The organism is Nocardioides sp. Root140 (assembly GCF_001426745.1).
GTDB lineage: Bacteria > Actinomycetota > Actinomycetes > Propionibacteriales > Nocardioidaceae > Nocardioides.
This window is the reverse complement of sequence record NZ_LMFI01000010.1, coordinates 1592390-1614930: the sequence shown is the minus strand read 5'-3', so window position 1 is coordinate 1614930 and position 22541 is coordinate 1592390. Positions and strand designations below refer to the sequence as shown.

General features: G+C 70.4%; 26 protein-coding genes. 10 read left to right on the top strand and 16 right to left on the bottom strand.

Annotation, left to right across the window (positions count from 1 at the left end):
• Window positions 1-22 precede the first annotated feature (22 nt).
• Complete coding sequence (locus ASD30_RS18070) at window positions 23-418, bottom strand: DUF4446 family protein (RefSeq protein ID WP_056684512.1); 396 nt, start codon at window positions 416-418, stop codon at window positions 23-25.
• Between the two features lie 23 nt (window positions 419-441).
• Complete coding sequence (gene pheA, locus ASD30_RS18065) at window positions 442-1380, bottom strand: prephenate dehydratase (protein WP_056684507.1); 939 nt, start codon at window positions 1378-1380, stop codon at window positions 442-444.
• A 22-nt stretch (window positions 1381-1402) separates the two neighbouring features.
• Here pheA and ASD30_RS18060 point away from each other — a divergent pair, with 22 nt between their 5' ends.
• Both ASD30_RS18060 and ASD30_RS18055 read left to right on the top strand, forming a co-directional pair.
• A complete protein-coding gene (locus ASD30_RS18060; RefSeq protein WP_056684505.1) occupies window positions 1403-2008 on the top strand; it encodes a TMEM165/GDT1 family protein in 606 nt (201 codons plus the stop codon).
• Between the two features lie 25 nt (window positions 2009-2033).
• Window positions 2034-3269: an arginine deiminase gene (locus ASD30_RS18055; RefSeq protein ID WP_056684501.1), complete on the top strand. Its 1236-nt coding sequence runs from the start codon at window positions 2034-2036 to the stop codon at window positions 3267-3269.
• A 5-nt stretch (window positions 3270-3274) separates the two neighbouring features.
• On the opposite strand, the gene ASD30_RS18050 is transcribed toward ASD30_RS18055, so the two are convergent.
• The 3 genes from ASD30_RS18050 to ASD30_RS18040 form a co-directional block, all read right to left on the bottom strand.
• A complete protein-coding gene (locus ASD30_RS18050) occupies window positions 3275-4477 on the bottom strand; it encodes a hypothetical protein (protein ID WP_056684498.1) in 1203 nt (400 codons plus the stop codon).
• Window positions 4478-4750: 273 nt separating this feature from the next.
• Window positions 4751-5686 (bottom strand): DUF5926 family protein, encoded by a 936-nt coding sequence (locus tag ASD30_RS18045; protein ID WP_056684495.1) that lies wholly within the window; start codon window positions 5684-5686, stop codon window positions 4751-4753.
• 10 nt (window positions 5687-5696) lie between these two features.
• A complete protein-coding gene (locus tag ASD30_RS18040; RefSeq protein WP_056684492.1) occupies window positions 5697-6470 on the bottom strand; it encodes a glycerophosphodiester phosphodiesterase family protein in 774 nt (257 codons plus the stop codon).
• Between the two features lie 31 nt (window positions 6471-6501).
• Between ASD30_RS18040 and ASD30_RS18035 the strand changes: the two genes are divergently transcribed.
• Genes ASD30_RS18035 through ASD30_RS18025 form a run of 3 tightly spaced genes read left to right on the top strand, consistent with a single transcriptional unit; the run spans window position 6502 to window position 9181 of the window.
• Entirely contained in the window at window positions 6502-7677 is a 1176-nt protein-coding gene (locus tag ASD30_RS18035) for a benzoate/H(+) symporter BenE family transporter (protein ID WP_235532615.1), read from the top strand.
• Between the two features lie 53 nt (window positions 7678-7730).
• Complete coding sequence (locus ASD30_RS18030; protein WP_056684489.1) at window positions 7731-8324, top strand: RNA polymerase sigma factor; 594 nt, start codon at window positions 7731-7733, stop codon at window positions 8322-8324.
• Window positions 8321-9181: a hypothetical protein gene (locus ASD30_RS18025; RefSeq protein ID WP_056684484.1), complete on the top strand. Its 861-nt coding sequence runs from the start codon at window positions 8321-8323 to the stop codon at window positions 9179-9181. Before ASD30_RS18030 ends, ASD30_RS18025 begins: the two co-directional genes overlap by 4 nt.
• 155 nt (window positions 9182-9336) lie before the next feature.
• Here ASD30_RS18025 and ASD30_RS18020 read toward each other — a convergent pair whose 3' ends face one another.
• Window positions 9337-10137: a hypothetical protein gene (locus tag ASD30_RS18020; RefSeq protein ID WP_056684481.1), complete on the bottom strand. Its 801-nt coding sequence runs from the start codon at window positions 10135-10137 to the stop codon at window positions 9337-9339.
• A 144-nt stretch (window positions 10138-10281) separates the two neighbouring features.
• On the opposite strand from ASD30_RS18020, the gene ASD30_RS18015 reads away from it, so the two are divergent.
• Window positions 10282-11619, top strand: coding sequence for a calcium-binding protein (locus ASD30_RS18015; protein WP_056684478.1), 1338 nt, complete (start codon window positions 10282-10284; stop codon window positions 11617-11619).
• Window positions 11620-11781: 162 nt separating this feature from the next.
• The gene (locus ASD30_RS18010) at window positions 11782-12741 is read left to right on the top strand and encodes a hypothetical protein (RefSeq protein ID WP_156393686.1); all 960 of its coding nucleotides are present in this window, start codon (window positions 11782-11784) and stop codon (window positions 12739-12741) included.
• 46 nt (window positions 12742-12787) lie between these two features.
• Here ASD30_RS18010 and ASD30_RS18005 read toward each other — a convergent pair whose 3' ends face one another.
• The 3 genes from ASD30_RS18005 to ASD30_RS17995 form a co-directional block, all read right to left on the bottom strand.
• The gene (locus tag ASD30_RS18005; RefSeq protein WP_056684472.1) at window positions 12788-13378 is read right to left on the bottom strand and encodes a TetR/AcrR family transcriptional regulator; all 591 of its coding nucleotides are present in this window, start codon (window positions 13376-13378) and stop codon (window positions 12788-12790) included.
• Between the two features lie 97 nt (window positions 13379-13475).
• Window positions 13476-14690: an ATP-binding protein gene (locus ASD30_RS18000; protein WP_056684469.1), complete on the bottom strand. Its 1215-nt coding sequence runs from the start codon at window positions 14688-14690 to the stop codon at window positions 13476-13478.
• Between the two features lie 104 nt (window positions 14691-14794).
• Window positions 14795-15079: a hypothetical protein gene (locus ASD30_RS17995; protein WP_200951171.1), complete on the bottom strand. Its 285-nt coding sequence runs from the start codon at window positions 15077-15079 to the stop codon at window positions 14795-14797.
• A 208-nt stretch (window positions 15080-15287) separates the two neighbouring features.
• Between ASD30_RS17995 and ASD30_RS17990 the strand changes: the two genes are divergently transcribed.
• Both ASD30_RS17990 and ASD30_RS17985 read left to right on the top strand, forming a co-directional pair.
• Window positions 15288-16154, top strand: coding sequence for an Fpg/Nei family DNA glycosylase (locus ASD30_RS17990; RefSeq protein ID WP_056684466.1), 867 nt, complete (start codon window positions 15288-15290; stop codon window positions 16152-16154).
• A gap of 10 nt (window positions 16155-16164) precedes the next feature.
• Entirely contained in the window at window positions 16165-16497 is a 333-nt protein-coding gene (locus ASD30_RS17985; protein ID WP_056684462.1) for a rhodanese-like domain-containing protein, read from the top strand.
• A gap of 6 nt (window positions 16498-16503) precedes the next feature.
• On the opposite strand, the gene ASD30_RS17980 is transcribed toward ASD30_RS17985, so the two are convergent.
• The 5 genes from ASD30_RS17980 to aat form a co-directional block, all read right to left on the bottom strand.
• Window positions 16504-17064, bottom strand: coding sequence for a hypothetical protein (locus ASD30_RS17980; RefSeq protein WP_056684459.1), 561 nt, complete (start codon window positions 17062-17064; stop codon window positions 16504-16506).
• Between the two features lie 31 nt (window positions 17065-17095).
• Window positions 17096-17575, bottom strand: coding sequence for a hypothetical protein (locus ASD30_RS17975; RefSeq protein WP_056684456.1), 480 nt, complete (start codon window positions 17573-17575; stop codon window positions 17096-17098).
• A gap of 140 nt (window positions 17576-17715) precedes the next feature.
• Window positions 17716-18060: a hypothetical protein gene (locus tag ASD30_RS17970; RefSeq protein ID WP_056684452.1), complete on the bottom strand. Its 345-nt coding sequence runs from the start codon at window positions 18058-18060 to the stop codon at window positions 17716-17718.
• A gap of 164 nt (window positions 18061-18224) precedes the next feature.
• A complete protein-coding gene (locus tag ASD30_RS17965) occupies window positions 18225-18752 on the bottom strand; it encodes a hypothetical protein (RefSeq protein ID WP_056684448.1) in 528 nt (175 codons plus the stop codon).
• Between the two features lie 117 nt (window positions 18753-18869).
• Window positions 18870-19529, bottom strand: coding sequence for a leucyl/phenylalanyl-tRNA--protein transferase (gene aat / locus ASD30_RS17960; RefSeq protein WP_056684445.1), 660 nt, complete (start codon window positions 19527-19529; stop codon window positions 18870-18872).
• 18 nt (window positions 19530-19547) lie between these two features.
• Between aat and ASD30_RS17955 the strand changes: the two genes are divergently transcribed.
• Window positions 19548-20228, top strand: a complete 681-nt coding sequence (locus ASD30_RS17955; protein ID WP_056684441.1) for an EcsC family protein — start codon at window positions 19548-19550, stop codon at window positions 20226-20228.
• Here the strand turns inward: ASD30_RS17955 and ASD30_RS17950 are convergent.
• Both ASD30_RS17950 and ASD30_RS17945 read right to left on the bottom strand, forming a co-directional pair.
• Complete coding sequence (locus tag ASD30_RS17950; RefSeq protein ID WP_056684438.1) at window positions 20189-21403, bottom strand: hypothetical protein; 1215 nt, start codon at window positions 21401-21403, stop codon at window positions 20189-20191. The genes ASD30_RS17955 and ASD30_RS17950 overlap by 40 nt on opposite strands.
• Window positions 21400-22539, bottom strand: a complete 1140-nt coding sequence (locus tag ASD30_RS17945; RefSeq protein ID WP_056684433.1) for a hypothetical protein — start codon at window positions 22537-22539, stop codon at window positions 21400-21402. Before ASD30_RS17945 ends, ASD30_RS17950 begins: the two co-directional genes overlap by 4 nt.
• Window positions 22540-22541 lie beyond the last annotated feature (2 nt).

Below are 22541 nucleotides of genomic sequence, written 5' to 3'. Positions count from 1 at the left end.
GACGGCGGCGGCGGGTTTCGGGCTACGGGCGGGCGTGCCCGATCGCTTCCTCTTCCTCCGGGGAGAGCTGCTGCTCGCACTTCCACGACGCGATGCTCTTCGCGTAGGTGCGGGCCTCGCTGCGCCCGTGGATCGAGGTGACCACGACGCCGTGACCGCCGTCGTCGAGCAGCGCCATCGACCAGCTGAGGTGACCGCCCATGTCGCCGAACGCGTCGTAGCGCACGACGGCGAGGTGCTTGAGCGCGTCGGTAGCCTCCCGACGAAGCGCCGCGACCTCCCGACGCAGACCGTGCACGTCCTCCGGCAGGGCGGCCTCACCTTCCCCGTTGCCGATCACGCGGCGGCGGGTCGTCAGGGACACGACGAGGGCGACTGCGGCAAGAACAATCGCAAGACAGGCAAGGACAATCTGCATGCCTCGCAGCCTAGTGAGGAGAGTCAGTGACCATCGCGCAGGCGCGCGAGCCAGCGCTCGGCTTCCCGGAAGTCCGCGTCGCCGGTGCCCGCCGCGATCTCCGGTCGTACGCCGTCCACGCGGGCGTAGGACCCGAGGAAGCGCACGTCGTCGCACATGCGGTGCAGGCCCATCAGCGCCTCACCGACCCGGGCCTCACCGATGTGTCCCTCACAGTCGATCGAGAAGCAGTAGCGGCCCAGGCCCTGGCCGGTCGGTCGGGACTCGATCCGCGACAGGTTGACCCCGCGCAGGGAGAACTCCTCGAGCATCTCCAGCAGCACGCCGGGGTGGTCGTCGCGGATGAAGGCGACCAGCGACGACTTGTCCGCACCGGTCGGCGGCGCCGGAGCCCCGGGCCTGGTCACCAGCACGAAGCGGGTCTCGGCGTCGGCGGTGTCGCCGATCCGGTTGGCCAGCACCGCCAACGGGTAGTGGCTCGCCGCCAGTGGCGCGGTGATCGCCGCGTCCCACTCGACTCCGCCGTCGACCAGCCCGGCAGCGGCCGCGGCGGTCGACGACGTGTGCACCACCTCTGCGTGTGGCAGGTGGGTTGCCACCCAGCGCCGGGTCTGCGCCGCAGCGTGCGGATGCGTGGCGACGCGACGGATGGCCTCTGCCGAGGTGCCCCGCCGGGCCAGCAACGAGAACTCGATCGGCACCGTGATCTCGCGGGTGATCATCAGCGGCTCACCGGTGGCCAGCTCGTCGAGGGTGACCGGCACCGAGCCCTCGACGGAGTTCTCGATGGGTACGACGGCACCCGCCGCCTCGCCGTCCCGTACGGCGTCGAGCGCCACCGTGACCGTCGTGCACGGGATCAGCTCGGCGCGATCGGCGGCCGGCAACGAGCGCGCCGCCTGCTCGGTGAAGGTGCCCTCGGGGCCGAGGTAGGCGTAGCGGGCTGGGGGAACTCCGGGCATGGCCACAGGATAGGTTCACCGCATGGATCTGGTCGTGGCCGCACTCGCCTTCGGCGCCATCTTCGTCGTCGAACTGCCCGACAAGACGTTCATCGCCACCCTGGTGCTGAGCACCAAGTTCCGGCCCCTGCTGGTGTGGATCGGTGTCGGCCTGGCGTTCTTCGTGCAGACCCTGATCGCCGTGCTCCTCGGCAAGGCGGCCGGCCTGCTGCCGGCCGACGCCGTGCACATCGGCGCGACGGTGATGTTCCTGATCGGGGCCGCCCTGCTCTACCGCGAGGCAGCGAAGGCCGACGCCGAGGAGGCCGAGACCGAGCAGGAGTTCGCCGAGAAGGCGGGCACCGCCCCGAAGCAGGGCCTGGCCGCGGTCGGGGCCAGCTTCCTGGTGCTCTTCGCCGCCGAGTGGGGCGACCTGTCGCAGCTGCTGACCCTCTCGCTGGTCGCGAAGTACGACGACCCGGTGAGCGTCTTCGTCGGCGCCTGGGGTGCGTTGCTCGCGGTCAGCGGACTCGCGGTGATCCTCGGCCGGGTGCTGATGAAGTACATCTCGCTCAAGGCGCTGCACCTGCTCGGCGGGACGGTCTGCCTGCTGCTGGCCGGTTTGACGATCTACGAACTGCTCAGCTGACCCTGCCGGGACTAGAGTGCGTGGCATGTTCACGCACGGCGCCGACAGCGAGGTCGGAACCCTCAAGACAGTCATGCTCCACCGGCCCGGACCGGAGTTGAAGCGGCTCACCCCGCGCAACAACGACCGGCTGCTCTTCGACGGGATCCCGTGGATCAGCCGCGCCCAGGAGGAGCACGACGCTTTCGCGGAGGCACTGCGCAACCGCGGCGTCGAGGTGCTCTACCTGACCGAGCTGCTGACCGAGACGCTCGCCAGCGAGGACGCCCGCAACCACGCCATCACCACGGCACTCTCGGGGCTGCACCTCGGCGACACGTTGCGCACCTACCTGGCCACGGCCCTGCGCGAGAGCTCCCCCGCGGAGCTGACCGAGCTGCTCACCGCAGGCATCCGCAACGACGAGGTGCGAGGGGGCCACGGCCTGGTCACCTCGCTGCTGCCGAGCGACGAGTTCCTGATCGACCCGCTGCCCAACCTGCTCTTCACCCGCGACTCGAGCGTGTGGATCAAGGACCGCGTCGCGATCACCTCTCTCGCGATGCCGGCCCGGGCCCGCGAGACCCAGCTGACCGAGCTGATCTACAACGAGCACCCGCGCTTCCGTGACGCCCCCGGAGGCACCCGCAAGATCCACGGCTGGCACCACGAGCACGTCGAGGGCGGCGACGTCCTTCTGCTGGCTCCCGGCGTGATCGCCGTCGGCGTCGGGGAGCGTACGACGCCCGCCGGCGTCGAGCGACTCTCCCGCCAGGTGTTCCACGCCGGTCTCGCACACACGGTGCTCGCCGTACCCATCGCGCAGGAACGCGCCACCATGCACCTCGACACCGTGTGCACCATGGTCGACGTCGACAAGATCGTGATGTACCCCAACGTCGCCGACTCCCTGCAGGCCTTCACCGTGACCGCGAACCACGCGGAGACCGACAACTTCGCCGACCTGCAGCTGCACGTCTCCGAGGCGGCGCCGTTCCTCGTCGCGGCCGCCAAGGCCATGGAGATCGACACGCTCCACCAGATCGACACCGGCCTCGACCCGGTCACCGCCGAGCGTGAGCAGTGGGACGACGGCAACAACACCCTGGCCATCGCGCCACGGGTGGCCGTGGCCTACGTCCGCAACGACGAGACCAACGCGCGGCTCGAGGAGTCGGGCATCGAGGTCATCGCGATCGAGGGCTCCGAGGTCGGCTCCGGTCGCGGCGGCCCGCGCTGCATGTCGTGTCCGATCACGCGCGAGCCGCTCAAGGTCGGCTGAGACGACTACATCCGGGCGAGGATCTTCTCCGCCATCGGCACCAGTCGCTTGCGCATGTCGGCCGGCGTCCAGTCGGCGTTGCCGTTGCTGAGCCCCGCAGTGAGTTCGACCTTGACGTTGCCCTTGAGCACGATCAGGGAGAGGCTGCTGCTCCCGACCAGCCAGGCCCAGTCACCCAGGTCGCGAACCTTCTCGCGGTAGTCCGAGACGTCGACCCGGCGCTGTGCCGCCGCGAGCGCCGCGCCCGGCGTCGGGTGCGTCTCGATGCTCGCCAAGGGCGACAGCGAGCCGTCCATGTAGGGAAGCCCGTCTGCGCCCTGTTCCTCACCGAAGGGCTTCATGGCGGTGGTCCGGCGGCAGGTCGTGTTCACGAAGTCGGTCGGGTACGTGCTCCCCGACGGCGTCGTGTAGGTGCGTGAGACGAGGTCCTGGGCAGCTCGATATCCCGCGCCCTCCTCGAACTCGTCGTGGGTGAAGACCGAGCACGCGTCGACCACGACGTCGCTGCCGAACTTCTTCGCCGTCGGGATCTCGGCCGCGTCGGTCGGGCGTTCGTCGACCCGCTCGTTCAGCACGCCGACGACCTCAGGGACTCCGTCTGTCGCAAACGCCCGGTCGTGACTGAGCGTGAGGGTCAGAGCGGCCGCGCCGTGGATCCAGGCCACTCTGGTGACTCGTTCGTCCGACTGGATGTAGCCGCCGTCGACGCCGGGGAGGGGCTCGCCGCCGTCGAGCAGCTCGGTGGGGTCTCCGAGGAGCTCCTTGTCGGCCGAGATGTTGATGTCCAGGACTACACGGGAGAGGTTCTCTCGCCTCTCCTCGACCGAGCCCACGCTGCACGACGAACGGGTGCGCGACAGTTGGTCACCGGGAGGCAGCGACTCGGCGTACTCCTCGCTGACCTCGTGAGGCCCTGCGGGGAGCGTGCCGATGAGTTCCTCCACGGTCTCCGGTTGCAGCACCGCGCAGGCGTTGGCATACGGCCCGGCCGCGGCGTTGCCCGCACCGCCCCCTGCGCCCCCGTCCTTCTCGTCTCCGTCGTCGTTCAGAAGGAGGAAGCCGCCGACGGCACCTCCACCGACGACGAGGACGACGAGTGCGAGAACCCAGACCCAGGCCCGCGACCTGCGCCGGGGAGGCGGCATCGGAGGGCCGGGCTGCTGCCAGTACGGCGGCGGAGGCGGCGGGGGTGTGGTTCCCGAGCTCATCGGAGTCCTCATCGGTCGGCCCGGGTCGTCAGCACCGCAGGGTGAAGGGTTGTGATCGTACGGCGACACTTGTGCACCGTTGTCGGCTCTTCCAAACCCGTCCGGAAACCACAAAAGGCCCGACCCACGGGGGTCGGACCTGAGGAAATGTGAAAGCCCGGCCGCTGTTGACGGGGGATACAACAACGACCGGGCGAGGAAAAACCTACGTCATGAGTGGCCCGAACACAACTACACGTCCAAAAGTCGATGTACGAAATGTCCGGGGACCCCTCAGCGGATCGTCACCTGCCGGTTGGCCAGGCCGGACCGGGCCGAGCGCTCCTCGGAGGTGAGTTCCGCACCTGCCGCAAGAACCTCGGCGAGATCGGTCGCAAATGCTGCGGTCGGCGCCTCGAGCACCTCCGCACCCGTGCCCACCGGGAGGTCCCAGACCGGCACCAGGAGGCCGTGGGCACGGAACATGCCGACGAGGCGACCACCCTCGACGAGCGCGTCCTTGCCCTGCACGTGGAGCTTCGCCAGCGCGGAGAGGAGCTCGTCCTCGGGCTCGGGCATCACCCAGCGCAAGTGCTCCTTGGGACCCACGTTGGTCCAGTACGCCGCATCCACGCCGGCCAGTCGCGCGGTCGGGTTGACCGCACCGTTGGCCTGCTCGAGCGCGGCCAGCATCGCCGGCGTCTGCTCCTCGACGTCGTCGATCCAGAACGCGAAGCCGTCGTGCACGGTGATGTCGAGGGGCGCGTCCTCGATCAGGTCCTGCAGGCGCGGGCCCTCGCCGGGGGCATCGGTCAGGCCGACCACGCCGGCCTCGGCGGTCAGGGCCTTCTCCAGCACGGCGCCGAGGTCGCGGGCCGGGTCACCGAAGTTGTGCTGCACCTGGAGGCCGAGCCAGACCGCGCCGTCCTCGCGCACCATGGCCGGCGCAGCACCGGGCAGCAGCGTGCACAGGCGGACGGCACGGTCGCTGCCCTTGAGCCGCAACGGGGCGCTCGCCGCCGGCACCAGCTCACGCAGGGCGATCAGGTCGCTCTCGGAGGCCAGCCCCTCGAACGGCCGGGCCACGAACGCCTGCGGCGGACCGTCGGCGGCACCGTGGCAGGCCTTGTACCGGCGACCGGATCCGCACGGGCACGGCTGGCGCGGACCGACGCCGCCCTCGGCCGGTGCTGCGGTGTCGCGGGTCTTCTTGCGTGAGCTCTTTCCCATGGCGGGCAGGCTACCCGCGCACGCGCTCCAGCATGTACGCCGGCCGGTCGGTGATGATCGCCTCCACACCGAGCCTGCGACACAACGCCAGCTGCTCGTCGGTGTTGACCGTCCAGACATGGACCCGACGCCCCGAGTCCTGCAGCCGACGACCGAGCCCGGGGTGGTCGGTCAGCTCACGGATCCCCGGCCCGATGATCCAGTCCTTGCCGACGAGTCGCCGCAGCATCGGCCAGTGGTGCGCCTTCTCCACGAGCATCACGACCGGCAGGTCCGGGGCCATCCGCTCGACGCGTTGCAGGGCGGTGAACGAGAAGCTCATGACGCGGATCGGCGAGTCGGCCGCGGTCCAGCCGAACTCGCGGAGCAGCTCCACGAGACGACGCTCGACCAGGCCGCCGTACCGCGTCGGGTGCTTGGTCTCGATGGCCACCTCGATGCGCCGGCCGGCGTCGGCCACGGTCTCGAGCAGCTTGCGCAGGGTGAGCACCTTGCCGAGCTCGGGATCCATGTCGGGCGACTCGTCGTCGAGGTCTGACCACGGGTTCTTCCACGACGAGAAGTCGAAGGCGTTCAGCTCGTCGAGGTCCATCGTCGAGACCACGCCGCGGTTGCTCGCCGTACGCCGCAGGTCGCGGTCGTGCACGCAGACCAGGTGGCCGTCGGCGGTCAGTCGTACGTCGCACTCCAGGCCGTCGGCGCCGGTCTCGATCGCGGCGAGGTAGGCGCCCAGTGTGTGCTCGGCGATCTCGTGGCTGGCGCCCCGATGGGCAACGACCTGCATGCAGCGAATCGTGCCAGATACGCTGCCGTCCGTGACCTCACGCGCCGGTACGACGCACGCCGTGCTGGCCGGTGTCGTGTGCGGGGTCGTCGGGTTCACCAGCTCGTTCGCGGTCGTGCTGACCGGTCTGCGCGCCGTCGGCGCCTCGTCGGACGAGGCCGCCTCCGGCCTGCTGGCCCTGTGCCTGACGATGGGCGTGGGCACGGTCGCCTTCTCCTGGCGTCGCAGGATGCCGATCACGATGGCCTGGTCGACCCCGGGTGCCGCGCTGCTGGCCACGGCCGCGGTGCCGCACGGTGGGTTCCCGGCCGCGGTCGGCGCGTTCATCCTGTGCGGTGTGCTGCTCGCCCTGTGCGGGTTGGTGCGGCCGTTGGGGGAGCTGGTCGAACGCATTCCCACCTCACTGGCCAGCGCCATGTTGGCCGGCGTGCTCCTCACGCTGTGCGCGGCGCCGTTCCTCTCCCTGGTCGACGACCCCGCCGCGATCCTGCCGGTGATGCTGGTGTGGTTGCTGCTGACCGCCTTCGCCCGGCGCTGGGCCGTGCCCGGGGCGCTGGTCGCGGCGGTCGTCGTGATGGCCGCGCACGGCGTCTTCGGCGAGCTCGGAGCCGGTGACGCGACGCCGGTGGTGACGCTGGTGGCGCCGGCCTGGGACGGCGGAGCCCTGATCGCGATCGCGGTGCCGCTGTTCATCGTCACGATGACCTCGCAGAACATTCCCGGCATCGCCGTGCTCGCCTCGTTCGGCTACCGCCCCGGCATGCGCGGCCCGCTGCTCTACACCGGTACGGCGTCCGCGGTCGGCGCGGTCGGTGGCGGACACGCGGTCAACCTGGCCGCCATCTCGGCCGCACTGGCGGCCGGTCCGGAGGCGCACCCGGACCCTGACCGTCGGTGGATCGCCGGAGTGTCGTGCGGCTTCACCTACCTGGCCTTCGGGCCGTTGTCGTCGATCGTCACCGCCGCGGCCTCCGCAGCCCCGGCCGGCTTGATCGAGACCATCGCCGGCCTCGCCCTCCTGGGCACCCTCGCCGGCTCGGCGGCTTCTGCGCTGCGCGACGAGAACCACCGTGAGGCCGCGGCGCTGACCCTGGTGGTGGCCGCGTCCGGCATGACGGTGGTCGGGGTCGGCGCCGCGTTCTGGGGGCTCGTCGCCGGGTCGGCGTATCTGCTGGTGACCCGACTTGCGCGCCGTACCGACGCCTGATCCGGCGGCTCCGCACCCGCCAGTCCCGGGCGGGTCTGGTAGAACCTCCGGCTATGCCGGGCGGTGAGGACGAACTCGAGCAGGCCCTGGGCCGGATGCTCGACGGTGACGAGTCCGGCTTCCGGTTCGTCTACCGCAGCATCCAGCCCGCACTGCTGCGCTACCTCAGCGTGCTGGTGGGTCCGGACGACGCCGAGGACGTCGCGTCGGACAGCTGGGGCCAGGCCGTGCGCGACCTCCGCAGGTTCCACGGCCGGGTCGACGGGTTCCGGGGATGGATCACGACGATCGCCCGCAACCGCGCCCTCGACCACCTGCGAGCCAGGGGCCGCCGTCCCGCGACGCCCACGCCCCACGAGGAGCTGCCCGAACCGGCTCCGGGTGACGACGCCGGGCAGGGGGCCCTGACCTCCATGTCGACCCACGAGGCAGTCCGGCTGATCTCGGCGCTCCCGCGCGAGCAGGCCGAGGCGGTGATGCTGCGCGCCGTGATGGGACTCGACGCGAAGACTGCCGGACAGGTGCTCGGGCGCAGTCCCGGTGCCGTGCGTACGGCGGCCCATCGCGGCCTCAAGACGTTGCGCGAGCGCCTCGGCGCAGGGGCCAGTAACACTTTCGGGCCTCCCGACGCTGATGGAGTGAGATGAACACGCGACACGGGTTCCGCCTCAGCCGCAGGTCTGCCGACAAGGCACTCGACCTCCGCGGCGGCTCCGGCTCGCCCGAGCTGGATGCGCTGCTGGAGGCAGCCGCCGCTCCCGGCCCGACTTCTGGCGAGGTGCCCGGTGAAGCCGGAGCCCTGGCCGAGTTCCGCGTTGCCGGTCTCGTGTCCGCATCTTCGACCGGAAGGGCCACGTCCATGAAGCGCGCCACCTCACGCCTGCTGACCGCCAAGGCGCTCGCCGTCGGCGTCATCGCCGTCTCCGGGGTCGGTGGTGTGGCCCTCGCTGCCACCACCGGTCACCTGCCCAACCCGGCCGCCGGCGATCACCCCAACCTGGGCAGTTCGCAGGACGCGCCGGGCCTCAACGCCAACGGTGACGACCCGGCCGCCGACCCGACCACGGGTCCCGCCGACCCGAGCGACGCGCCCAGTGCCGAACCCACCACGGGTCCCTCGCTCGCGGGCCTGTGCAAGGCCTTCCAGGCGGGTGAGTCCAGTGGCCACGCTAAGAACCTGACCAACCCCGCGTTCACCGCGCTGGTGACCGCCGCCGGCGACGAGGCCTCGGTGTCGACGTACTGCGTCGGCCTGTTGGGTGAGCCCACGGCGAGGCCTGAGCACCCGGCGAAGCCGGAACACCCGGCCACGCCGACCCATCCCGCGAAGCCCGAGCACCCGGTCACGCCGACTCACCCCGAGAAGCCGGACACCCCCGCCACGCCGGAGGTCCCGGCCACGCCGAAGCGTCCCGTCACGCCCCCGGCGCCGACCCACCCCGAGACGCCGGCCACCCCCGAGGTCCCGACGAACCCGGAGCGGCCGGCCACTCCGGCCGACTGAAGACTTCGGACCGGCCTCCCCACCCTGCTGCGGCTGGTCCGAGCCCCTGAGATCGGGCGACAACCCCACATTGTCGCCCGATCTCTCATTTGTGAGGCCTCATCCGTCAGGTCTCAGCCTTCAGGTCTCATCTGCCAGGGATGGCGGGCCGTCAATCATTCGGCGGGAGCGGCCTCGGCGGTCGGCGAGCTGGTCGGCTCCTCGGTCGGTTCGGCGCTCGTCGTCGGCGACGGGTCGGTGCTGGGCTCGCTCGACGATGACTCGGTCGGCGTGGTCGACGCCGTCGCAGAGGGGTCGGTGCTCGGGTCCGCCGAGGGCGACTCACTCGTCGTGGGGTCGCTGCTCGGCGTGGTCTCGTCGTCGTGCTGCTGGTCCTTGGGCGAGTCGTTCGACGAGTCGCTGCCGGTCACCCGCGAGATCGTGGTGCCGTCCTTGGAGTCGGTGCCGCCGGTGATCGACGAGACCGTGCGCCCGGCGATCAGCTCGAAGGCGGTGATCACGAGCATGGCGGCGAGGAAGAACCCGGCCGCGACGAGGGCGATCTTCTTCCACGGCAACAGCGCGAGCCGATGGCCCACCGTCGGGGCGTCAGGTTCGTCGGTGGCGTGCGCCAGCTCGGCCCGCGCCTCGTCAAGGTCTTCCTCGGCCCGCCCCAGTCGGCCCTCGACCTCGCGCTCGTCCGACGTACGGCCGGCCCGGCGCACCTGGGACTGCGCGGACTCGACGGCAGACTGGGCCGCCTTCTGCGCGACCGCGATGCGGTGCCTGCTGCGCGCCAGCCCCTGGGAGTAGAAGGCGCTGGAGATGGTCAAAGCGAGACTGCCCAGTGCCGCGCCGATCAGCGTGCCGGCGGCGCCCAGGGTCGAGAGCATCACGGCGGTCGAGACCGCGGCCAAGGCACCACCGAAGGCCTTGATCCAGTCGATCTCAAGTCGTGGCTTCTCGTCGTCAGTCATCACGCTCGAGTATGCCGGAGTGACCGAGGCCACGGCCGCTGTGCATCTGTGCACCGGTAGACACTTTGGGCCACTTCTGCCGGTTCCACGACGCCGCAGACCGCGCGCTCCTAGCCTGAGCCGACTACAGAGAGCGGGTTCGGAATGAGCAGGTCGCGCAGTCGACTCCTGGCCGCAGGTGCCCTGGCCGTGGGCGTCGTGCTGGCCGGGATGCCTGTGGGCAGCCCGGCTGTCGGTGAGTCCGAGTCGTGCCGGGGCGTCGCGGCCACCATTGTCGGCAAGCCCGGCAGACCGATCGGCGGCACCAACACCCGAGACGTGATCGTCACCAATGGCGCCAGCGACGTCTACGCCCGTGGCGGTGACGACCTGATCTGCGTCACCAACATCGCCGGCCCCGGTGTCGAGGACAGGGTCACGATCTCCGCCGGTGACGGTCGCGACACCATCGACACGACAGCGACTCACGGGGTCGGCAGCAGTGCCTATCTCGGCGCGGGTGACGACACCTACATCGGCGGCTCCGACCGAGACTGGGTGGAAGCTGCCGATCCCTGGAGCGAGACGAGTCCCGCCGAAGGCACTGACTCGATCGACACGGGCGGCGGGCCCGACTACGTCCTCACCGGCGGCACCCCGGCGGTCCCCGACGGCGACAGCATCGACCTGGGTCCAGGCGCCGACCAGATCGAGGTCATCGGCGCCCTCGCACCCACGTCCTGGGCGGCGGGAACCGGCTCAGACCTGTTGACCGTCGCACGACTGACACCGCGAGGCACGTGGGTCTTCGACAATGCGGCCGGCCGTGCGTCGCGCAACGGGTCGACCGTCCTGTCATGGACATCCTTCGAGCGATTCGAGCTCAACCACAGTCGCAACAGCACGGTGTCGTTCACCGGAGGCCCTCGTGCCGAGCACGTTCGCTCGCTCGTGGCCCTGGATCGGGCGTCGCTCGGTGAGGGCAACGACACCCTCGAGGTCTGGCCCGAGAGACTGGCCGATTCTCCGGCCATGAGGATCGCGGGCGCGGGCGGCAACGACCTCCTGCGCCTGGGGCGCGGTGACAACGACGGCAACGTCGACCTCGACCTCGCCGCGGGCACGGTCCGATTCGTACGTCCGACTCAGGCCGGCCGCACGTCGCGGGTCACTGGGTTCGAGCGCACCCACGTGTACGCCATGTGGGCCCGTGTCCTCGGCACCACCGGTGCCGACCGCATCGGCTGGGATGCGTGCCACGGTTCCGTGTCGGGCCGCGCCGGTGACGATGCACTGATCTACCTCCCGATCCAGGAGGATTCCTGCGGCTACATGGGCGACGCGGCGACGATCCGCATCTACGGCGGCCGCGGCAACGACCAGCTCCGAGGCGGCTTCATGCCCGACGTACTCCTTGGAGGGAGCGGCCGTGACACCGCTGACGGACGCGCCGGCCGCGATCTGTGTCGGGTCGAGTTCGCTCAGCACTGTGAACGCCGCTGAGGCCACCGCCCCGATTCAGTGGTCGTGAAACCCGCCGTGCAGGACAGGATGGGTCGAATGTCTCCTTGGGCCGACGCGGCAGAAACCGGTTGACTCCGCCACAGCCGGCCCTCATATTAGATGGCGTCATCTAGATTGCTGTCTCTATCTCGGGGAGCCCCCATGTTCCGTCTGCGCAGGTCCGCGCCACACGTGGCGCTGGCAGCCGCTGCAGTGGCAACCGTGCCGTACGTGGTCCTGAAGCTGATGTGGTTGAGCGGCTCCACGATCGGAATCACCGACGCAGCGGCGGACGCCGAGATGGAGGGCACCCGGTTCGTGGTGGGCAACGTCGTCACCGTCCTGCTGATCCTGGTGGCCCTGCTCTTCCTGATTGCCCTGACCAGACCATGGGCCCAGAGGGTGCCGACCGGGATCGTGTTCGTGCTGGGTGCTGGCGCCACGGGACTGCTGGCTCCGATCCTGCTGGGTCTGCCGCTCGGGATGGCGATCCAGCTGACAGTGCTCGGCGAGGTGAAACCGGCCGAGGACACCGGCATGGCGCCGTGGGTGTTCGGGCTCGTCTACAGCGGGTTCGGGCTTCTCGCGGTCGCAATGGCCGTTCTGGTGGCGGCATACGTCGTGGACCGGTGGGGTCGTCTCATCGCGCGGCCGCCGCGCCGGCCATCGTCGGCGGCCACTCTCGGTGGTGCCTTCGGATTGCTGCCCTTCGCCGGCGCCATGGGCTACTGGGGCACGTTCGGGCCGGGGACGAGCGGACCGCAAGGCATGGACCTGCCGGCCCAGCGAACCGTCCTGGTTGTCACGGGAGTCTTGGCCGTCGCGGCGTTCGTCGTTCCGTTCCTGTCGCAGCCCGCCCGTCGGTGGCCGCGAATCGCCTGGTTGATCACCTGGACCGGCTGCTGCGTCAGCGCACTGCAGGGGCCGACCCTGATCCTGCTCGCACAGGATGGCGACATCCGACCGGCGATTGCTCTCATCGCGCTGATGGCGGTCCCGGGCAGCGCCATCTACGGCCTCGCCCTGCTCCGCGCGCACACGTCCGCGCCATCCGCGGCCGTGGAGGATCCTCGGGTCGACCGGGAAGCTGATCTCCAGTCTCCGATCCCGGATCCGGGCTGAGGGCGAGAACGCAGTCGCGTGCCCCAGCCGACACGACCTCCAGCGTTCAGGTCAGGCCATCGTCCAAGAGCGCGATCGCGCGACTGGCGCTCGCGATCGGCACGTCCATCCACACCGGGATCTGACCGCCGACCAGACTCCGCACCATTCCGTACGGCGTGTCCCGGCAGGCCAGCGCCACCAACTCGAGACCTCTCGGCACGGTACGGCCGAAACGGCGTTGCGTGAGGCTCGCAAGGTGCGCGGCGACTGGGTCGTTGAGCCCCTCGAGTTCCGTCACCAGGTCGGCGGGCGGGTCGGCCATCAAGGTCGCGTAGCGGTAGAGGGTCAGCGTTCGAGCTTCGGCGGGGTGCTCGCGACAGAACGTGGGGATCAGGAGGCCGGTAGCCACGATGGCGTCGACCGGGTCATCAGTCACAGGCAGGGTGGCGAAGGTGCCGTGGAAGCGTTTCACGCATCGCACCCATGCCGACACGAACAGCGAACGGCGGGAGGGAAAGCGGTGATAGATGGATCCCGAGGGTGCCCTCAGGACTGACGTCACATCGGCGATCGTGGCCGCGTGACCCCTCTGATGCACGACTCCTATCGCCGCATCCAGGATCTCCTCCCGCGAGTAGAGCGCGCTCCTGGCCATCCGCACATAGTAGTGCGGATCTAGAAGCGCCTCTCTAGTGCCTGAAGCACGCCGGGGCGAAGTGCCCCTGCCGACTCACCTGCACGGGTGGTTCAGGTCAGGCGTGGTCGCGCAGGTAGCGGCCGAAGTGGGGCACGGTGAACGCGATCCGGCCGCGTTCGCCTGAGTAGATCAGGCCCTTCTTCAGCAGCGAATCGCGTGCTGGGGAAAGGGATTGGGGCTTCTTGCCCAGCTCGGTCGCCACGTCAGCGGTCGGCACCGAGCCGATGTCGTCGAGTTCGTCCTCGCCCTTCTCGGCGATCGCGACCGCGGCGTCGGCCATGGCGCGGAGGTACTCGCGCTCCCCGGGTGTCGCGCGCTCGTAGCGACTCCCGAAGAAGCCGACGGCGAGCTCGGTCTCGGCCTCGGGCGCGGCGACGGCGACGTCCTCCCCGGTGATCGGTGAACGCGGCGCGAGGTCCCAGACCGCCTTGCCGTAGGCCTGGATGAAGTAGGGATAGCCACCCGTCGCGGCGTACATCGCGGCCAGCGCCTCCTTGGTGTAGCAGGCGTCCTCGTCCTCCGCCGGCGCGGAGAGCGCGCGGTCCGCGGCCTCGCGGGCCAGCCGGTCGATGCGCTGGTAACGGAAGAGCCGCTCGGAGTAGGACTTGCTGGCCGAGAGCACGGCGGGCAGGTGCGGCAGTCCGGCACCGACGACGATCACCGGCAGCCCGGACTGGCTGATCTCGTGGCACGCCGCGCACAACGCGGACACGTCGTCGGGGCCGAGGTCCTGCATCTCGTCGATGAACACCGCGACACCCTTGCCGACGTCTGCGGCCAGGCCACCGAGGTCGGTGAACAGCTCGACCAGGTCGATCTCGATGTCACCGGAGTCGGCGCGGCCCTTGACCACAGGGGCGTCGATGCCGGGGTTCCACTGCTCGCGCAGCTTCGCATTGGGTCCGGCGTCGCGCTGCGCGAACGCCCGGATCACGCCGAGCACGTGGTCGACGTCGTCGGACTGCGGGTGCCCGAGCTCGCGCACCGCCTGGTGCAACGCCGACGACAGCGGACGGCGCAGCCCCTGGTCGGGTCGCGCCTCCAGCTTGCCGGTGCCCCAGTGGCGGCGTACGGCGGCCGAGCGCAGCGCGTTGAGCAGCACGGTCTTGCCGACACCGCGCAGCCCGGTCAGCACCAGTGACCGCTCGGGCCTCCCCCGTGCGATCCGTTCGAGGACGACGTCGAAGGCGCCGAGCTGTTCATCGCGTCCGGCGAGCTCGGGAGGGCGCTGGCCGGCGCCGGGAGCATAGGGGTTACGGATCGGGTCCACGATCGAACACTATCGAGGAGTCTAGGAATCTCCGTAGACATTCTTAGCGAGTCCGATCAAGACGTCCTGCGTGGCGGTCGCCCGGAGAACCGGGCCGCAGGACGTTACGCCGGACGTCCTGCGTGGCGGTCGCCCGGAGAACCGGGCCGCAGGACGTCGTGAGCGGGGCGGGCTTCGTCGTACGCCGAGGCAAGGCCGGCGCGCAACGCGTCGATCAGGTCGGGCACCTCGTCGACGGCGAGCCGGAACGACGCGGCGCACACGTTGTCGCGCCACAGCGACAGCACCACCACGCCGGCCTCGTGGTGCCAGGTCACCTTGAGCGCACGGTCGCCACCGCGGGCGTCGAGGTGGATCGACCCCGCCCGGGAGAACGGCGAGCGTGCCATGGACCAATGATGCCCCTGCCCCGGGCATCTGTCACCGGCTTGACCCGTCCGGCCGCCGCCGGCTCCACCGAGCAGCACCCGTGCGCGGACCGTTCAACATGCAGTTCGCGCGCCGGACCGGCCGGCTGAGCGGGGCCACGGGCGGCGTACGGCCGAACTGCATGTCCAACGGCACACCCGCGACCTGGAAGGCCACTAGGCTGGGCGCGTGCCCGAGCTGCCGGAGGTCGAAGCGCTCACCCGGGACCTCGCGTCCCGGCTGGACGGGCGCGCCATCGCGAAGATCCACATCGCCGCGTTCAGTGCACTGAAGACCTTCGACCCGCCACTGTCGGCGGTCGAGGGCACCTTCGTCGAGGGCGTCACCCGGCACGGCAAGTTCCTCGACATCAGCACCGGCGGCCTCCACGTGATCCTGCACCTGGCCCGCGCCGGCTGGGTGCGCTGGCGCGACGAGGTGCCCAAGCTGCCGCCGAAGCCGAGCAACAAGTCGCCGATGGCCGCCCGCATCGTGCTGGACGACGACAGTGGCCTCGACATCACCGAGGCCGGCACCAAGAAGAGCCTCGCCCTGTACGTCGCCCGCTCGCCGCAGGACGTCGAGGGCATCGCCCGGCTGGGCCCGGACCCGCTGGCCGAGGAGTTCACGGTCGACGTGCTCCGCGAGATCCTGCACGACGCCGGGCGCGCGCAGATCAAGGGCGTGCTGCGCCACCAGGGCACCATCGCCGGCATCGGCAACGCCTACTCCGACGAGCTCCTTCACGCCGCGAAGATGTCGCCGTTCAAGCCGGCCTCCTCACTCGACGACACCGAGGTCGACGTGTTGTACGCCGCGATCCGCGACGTACTCGGGGCGGCGGTGGCCCGCGCCGACGGTGTCGCGATGAGCGAGCTCAAGGGTGAGAAGAAGTCGAACCTCGCCGTGCACGGCAAGACCGGCGCGAAGTGCCCGGTCTGCGGTGACGTGGTCCGTGAGGTGTCGTTCGCCGACTCCAGCCTGCAGTACTGCGCGACCTGCCAGACCGGCGGCAAGCCGCTGGCCGATCGCCGGACCAGCAAGTTCCTCAAGTAGCCTCGGGCGCATGCACGTTCCCACCGTCAGCATCACCGGCGTCCCCGATCCGTTGCCCGAGGGGCTGCACGTCCTCGACGTGCGCGAGCAGGTCGAGTGGGACCACGGCCACATCGACGGCGCCCAGCACATCCCGCTCTCCGAGCTCGGCAACCGGCTCGACGACGTGCCGCACGAGCAGACCCTCGTCGTGTGCAAGGTCGGCGGCCGCTCGGCGCAGGCGACCGCCTGGCTGGCCAGTCAGGGCCGCGACGTGGTCAACCTCGACGGCGGCATGCTCGACTGGGAGGGCGCCGGCCGTCCCATGGTGAGTGAGACCGGCCAGGCGCCCCAGGTGGTCTGAGGCGACCTATTCGGTGGCCATGTCCGAGGGGAGCATGGTCAGCAGGCTGCTCGGGAAGTCACTGGGCAGGTTGGACAGGAGGTCGCTCGGGATCTCGCTGGGCAGGCCGCTCGGCAGCTCGCTCGGCAGGCCGGACGGGAGCTCGCTCGGCAGGTCTGAGGGGATGTCGCTCGGCAGGTCGGAGGGCAGGCCCGTGGGCAGGTCACCGACACACTTCTCGGCGTAGTACTCGCCGAACGCCCGGCCCTTCTTCTCGTCGTCCTTGCCCAGGTCGTCGATGGCGCCCTCGAGATCCTTCTCGCTGTCCGCGTCGTCGTACGCGTCGACGAGGAGCTCGAAGCCGTCGCGAGCGTCGTCAGGGATGCCGTCGGGCGTGCCGACGTCGGCCAGGTCCTTCACGGCGTCCTTGGCCTTGTCGAAGTCGTCGCCCGTCGAGGAGTTGACCTTCTCCATGGCCTCACAGAAGTCGTCCTTCGACGCGTCGTCGGGTGAGCCGCCGCACGCGGCGGTCAGGCCACCCAGCAGGGTGAGGGAGGCCGCCACGGCGGCAAGTCGCTTGATCTGCACAGTCACTCCTGAGTCGGTGGTGCGGTGGTTGTCAGAGACACTCGCGGTTGACGTAGGCCAGGAACGCGTCGACCTGGGCCTTCTCGTCGGGGGTGAAGGAGTTGCCGGCCTTGGTCAGCTCGGCCTCGGTCTTCGCGCCGTTGACCATCTCGATCAGGATCTGCAGGCCGGCGGCCTCGTCGGAGCTGAGCTCGGACGGCGGGGTGGCCTCGGCCAGGCCCGCGCCCCAGCTCTTGATCTCGGTGAAGCCGCCCTCGTCGAAGCCCTCCGCGGTGGCCGCGGTGCAGAACTCCGAGGTGTTCGGGTCGGTCGACTCGGTTTCCGTCGACTCCGTCTCGGTGGGCGTCTCGCTGACGTCCTCGGTGGGGGTCTCGGTGGTTTCGGAGGTGGACTCGCCGGGGCTGGCCGGGTCGCCGGCGCGGGTGTCGCCGTTCGACTCGTCGTCGCCACAGGCAGCGGTGGTGCCGGCAAGCAGGATGGCGCTGGCACACAGGAATGCGATTCGACGCATGGGTCACACCTCTCGTCTTCGTCCCCGGGCAGAGCCCTGCCCGGGTGCGTACATCAAACCAATGCCCCGGCTCGCAACGCGAACTGCGGGGCGGCCCGGAGAGGCCGCCCCGCAGTCACGCTGCACACCTTGGAACAGGCTTACTGGCATTCCTTGGCGTAGTACTTGCCGAACGCCTCGGTGGCCTTCTTGTCGTCGCCCTTGACGTCGACGTCGTCGAGGTCCTTCTCGCTGTCGGCGTCGCCCACCTCGTCAACCAGGAACTCGAAGCCGTCACGGGCGTCGTCGTCGATGTTCTCCGGCGTACCGGTGTCGCTGAGCTCGTCGACGGCGTCCTTGTACTTGTCGAAGTCGTCGCCGGCCTTGCCGACCTTGTCCATCGCCTTGCAGAAATCGTCCTTGGACGCGTCGTCCGGGGAGCCGCCACATGCGGCCAGTCCGCCAACCAGGACCAGGCTCGCGCCCACGAGTGCGAGTCGTCGCATCCCGTCACCTCTTCGTCAATAGGGAATGTCTGTCGCCACGTTCCCATCCCAATGAGATTCCATGCATGTACGACACAGATTTCTTGAGAAATTCCTGAGAACAGCGGGCCAACCGCTCCCTGATCCCGACATCCGGGGCAAAATCAGCCCGCCCGCCAGCCCGGTCAGTTGGACGGGGACGTGCTCGGCGCTGCCGGCATCGAGCAGGTCTCGGACTCGAAGGCGCTGTACGCCTGGACCGTTGCCTGCTGCTCCGGAGTGGCCTTCTCGACCTCCTGCACGAACTGCTTCTCGCTCGATGACTTCGCCAGGGCGGACTCCAGGTAGGCCAGGCCGGCCTCGGCGTCACTGCCCGCGTCGTCGGGAAGGTTCTCGACGAGGTCGCCGACGGCGTCCTTCAGGTCGTCGATCTCCTCGGCCGCCGTCGCGTCCTCGGCGGCCTGGCAGAAGTCGGCGTCGGACGGGTCGACGCTGGCACCGTCGGAGGGCGCCTCGCTGGACTCGTCGTCCGGGGTGTCGTCGGACTCCTCGGACGCGTCGTCGGACGGGTCCGTGGATTCGGTCGACTCGGTCGGCGAGGCGGACGAGGTCTCGTCGTCCTTCTTCGAGTCGTCGCCGGAATCGTCACCGCAGCCGGCGGTGAGGCCGGCCAGCAGCAAGAGGCTGGCGCAGGCAAGTGTGGCTCGTCGCATCCCGGTCACTCCTCGGGTCGATGGAATTTCCCCGTTCAACTCCGCCCATCCTGACTCACGACACCTGAGCCGACACCGGGGCGGGGTACGGCGCCGGCACCCGAGGATCCACAGCGCTCAGGCGAACGCCTTCGGTAGCGGGAGTACGACGGCGCGCCGCAGCCGCTCGAGGTACGCCGACCGCGGCACCTCCACCACTCCCAGGGAGGCCAGGTGCTCGGTCTGCCACTGCACGTCGAGCAGCCGGCCCTCGACCCCGTCGTCGAGCAGGTCGACCAGTCCGACGAGGGCCACCTTCGAGGCATCGCGTTCGTGGTGGAACATCGACTCACCTGCGAAGAGGCCACCTGTCGCGACGCCGTACAACCCGCCGGCGAGTCGGCCGTCGCGCCAGGCCTCGACGGAGTGCGCCCACCCGAGGTGGTGCAGGTCGACGTACGCCGTACGGATGCCGCCGTCGATCCAGGAGCCTTCGCGCGAAGGATCGGCACAGGCGTCGATCACCTCCTCGAAGGCGGTGTCGACGCGGATCTCGAAGTCACGGCACGACCTGCGCAATGAACGCGTGACCCTCATCCCGTCGAGTGGCAGGACGCCGCGGAGCTGGGGCGACCACCAACCGAGGTCGTCGCCCTCCAGCGGCATCGGGAAGAAGCCCGCACGGTAGGCGCGCAGCAGCGTTCCCGGCTGCAGGTCCGCGCCGATCGCGATCAGGTCGTCGGCCACGGGCGAGGGATCGGGGAACTCCCACGGCGTGACGGGCGGTTCGACGGGCACCCACCTAGGATGCACCGCATGGGTATCGGATCGAGCATCACCAAGCGGATCACGCCGAAGATCACGCAGGCAGCACCCAACCTGACTTCCGGGTTCGTCCGCGAGGCGCTCCGGCGGGCGATCGAGGGCGTGGGCCCCCTGCCGTCGGCCGAGACGACCGCCCGGCGCAAGCTCGCGAAGGAGGGCGGCGACGTCGACCGCGCGATCCGCGAGACGATCGAGCTGCACGCCGCCTACGCCGGCGCCGAGGGCTTCGCCACGAACCTCGGCGGGCTGGTCACGGCCGCCGCCGCCCTGCCCGCGAACATCACGGGCCTGGCCCTGATCCAGTGCCGGATGATCTCGGTGATCGCGTCGTTGCGCGGCTACGACCTCGACGACCAGCGGGTCCGCAACGCGATCCTGGCCTGCGCCCTCGGTGAGGACTCGGTGAAGAAGATGGTGAAGTCGAAGAAGCTGCCGGCACCGCCGATGGCCCTGGCCACCGCGCCCGTGCACGACGCGGCACTCGACAGGACCATCGCGTCCGAGGTGGCCGCGTCGCTGATCGGCAAGGTCGCGGGCAAGCGACTGGCCACCACGATCGGGCGACGGGTCCCGGTGGTGGGCGGCGTCGTCGGCATGAGCGCCGACGCATGGAGCACCTGGCAGGTCGGCCGCTATGCCGGCCGCGAGCTCCTGCCCCGCACCCGACGGTAGAGGCCGAGCATCCGGCGCCCCCAGCCCTTGTCCTCGGCGGAGCGGACGATCTTCTCGCGGGCGCGGTACGTCGGTCGCAGGTAGGCCCGCTCCAGCGCGATCTGGGTGTCGCGGAGCTCGTCGCGCAGGTCGGCCTCGACCTGGCGCATGCGGGCACCCTCGAGCAGCAGCGCGTGGATCGCGTCGAGCGCGGCGGCGTTGACCTCGCGATGGCGCGGGCGGTCGGGGTCGCTGAACTCCACCGGGTTGCGGTCCGGGATGAGGTCGTCGAGATCACCGACCACGTCGTACCGCCGCGCGCGCAGCTCGTCGACCCAGGCGTGGGAGAGCTCGTCGGCCCAGGCCCAGACGTCCGGCGGGAGCGCCAGCCGCGGCGACTCCGCGCGCCGGGACAGGGTCTGGTGGGCCAGGAGCTCGCGCACCAGAGGCCGGTAGGCACTCGGCTCGACGTCGGCGTTCGAGGTCTTGTTGATCCGCCGGATCAGGGCCGTCTCGGGGACGCCGAGCGACGGGTTGGCCCGCTCGACGTGCAGGTCGAGGTCGAGGCCGCCGAGGTCGAAGGCCTCGGCGAAGCGCTCCCAGAGCAGCGTCTTGGGTGCGCCCGGCTTCGGCACGGTGACGACGTGGACGCGTGACGGATCGAGCTCGGCGCCCCATCGGTTGAGGATGTCGGGAATCTCCTGGACGCCCCAGAACCACGTGGCGATGCGGCCGGCGCGGTCGGGGTCCTGCACCTGGGCGAGGAACCTGCGGTAGCTGATCGTGCGCCGGTGCTTGACGTTCTCCTGCCACTCCGCCGGGATCTGGCGGACCAGGTCGCGCACCGACAGCACCACGTGGATCTCGGTGTCGGGGTGGCCCAGCGTCTCGAGGGCCCGGCGGATCTGCGTGCGGTCGGCGGTGGCCAGGATCTCGTGGCTGATGATCGCGGTTCCGGGCCACTCGCGCACCTGGGCGGCGAGCCGGTCCCATGCCCCGACAGCCTGGGTCTCCAGACCGCCCCACGGAAGCCGCATCAGGTCGAGCGCCGCCAGGAAGTGCCCGTCGAAACGGTCGGCCGGGTAGAGCACGCCCTGTCCGGCGAGGTGGTCGCGGTTGCTGAACAGCACGTCCTGGAGGTAGGACGTGCCGGTCTTCGGGGTCCCGACGTGGAGGATGACCCGCTTCGGGCTCACGTATCGATCTCCTTGACCTTCAGCAACGTTCTCAGGGCCACGTCGAGGACACCGTCATCGGTCGGACCGGCAGCACGTGGCTGGTCGGTCGGGACGAGGGCGTCCAGATCCCCGAGCACAGGGTATCCAGCAACCCGGAGTTCATCGCGCATTCGCATCGCCCGGTGGCGCACCCACTCCAGGTGGCGGGGCGGTACGACGCGGCGGCGGCCGGTCTCGTCGGCCAGCCACGGCAGCAGCACGTCACGGAGGAGGTGCTGGTGCCGATCGGGGTCGGCCAGCACCCGGAGCACCACGTTGACGTGGCGCACCACGTCGAGGGCTTCCGGTGAGAGCCCCACTCTCGTCGCGTCGACCGGTCGTCGGCAGCCGACCAGGCCGGCGACCAGTGGTACGTGATGGGCAGCCGCGACGATGTGCACACGGTCGGCACCCAGCCGGGCGGCCTGGTTGGCGGCCACCGACGGCAGGTCGAGCACCCGGGGCAGCCGGTCGTTGCGGGCCCAGCCGGCCAGCCACCAACGCCACGACGGGTTCACCGCGTGCTGCACCCGCCAGCTCCACACGTCGGCCAGCATGCCGGCCAGGTCGTCGGCCAGGATCACCGCGACGGGCGATCGACGTCCCGGCGCTGCCCCGGCGCGGACCAGGGTGGTGCGCACCTGCGACACAGCCAGCGGGTCGCCGTACAGGCTGTAGGCACGGCGCCACGGGAGCGCGGCCCGCGGCTTCTCGACCACCGGCTCGCCCGGGTCGTGCGCGACGACGAGGTCGGCGAGCAGGCCGACCGCCATCCGGATCAGCTCGTCGCCGGGCAGTTCCGCGGGATCGACGGGCCGGGGCCCGAAGCGGGAGCCGGTGTGCACGCCGACGAGCTCCAGGTCGGGTTGGCCGCGCCCGGGTCCGCTGGTCTCGAAGACCCGGTCGACCAGCGCTGCATGCTCCGCAGAGTCGACCCCGCCGACCAGGTTCAGCCGACGGGCCACCTCGAGCTGGATCGCCCCGGGCAGGAGGCTGCCGCGGGAGTCGACGCTGCCGGTGAAGTCGCTCCACGGGGTCGTGCCGCCGGCGCGGAGGTGGTCGACCCAGGCCCAGGCGCGATGGAGACCGGGCTCCCGATGCGCGTCACTGCTCAAAC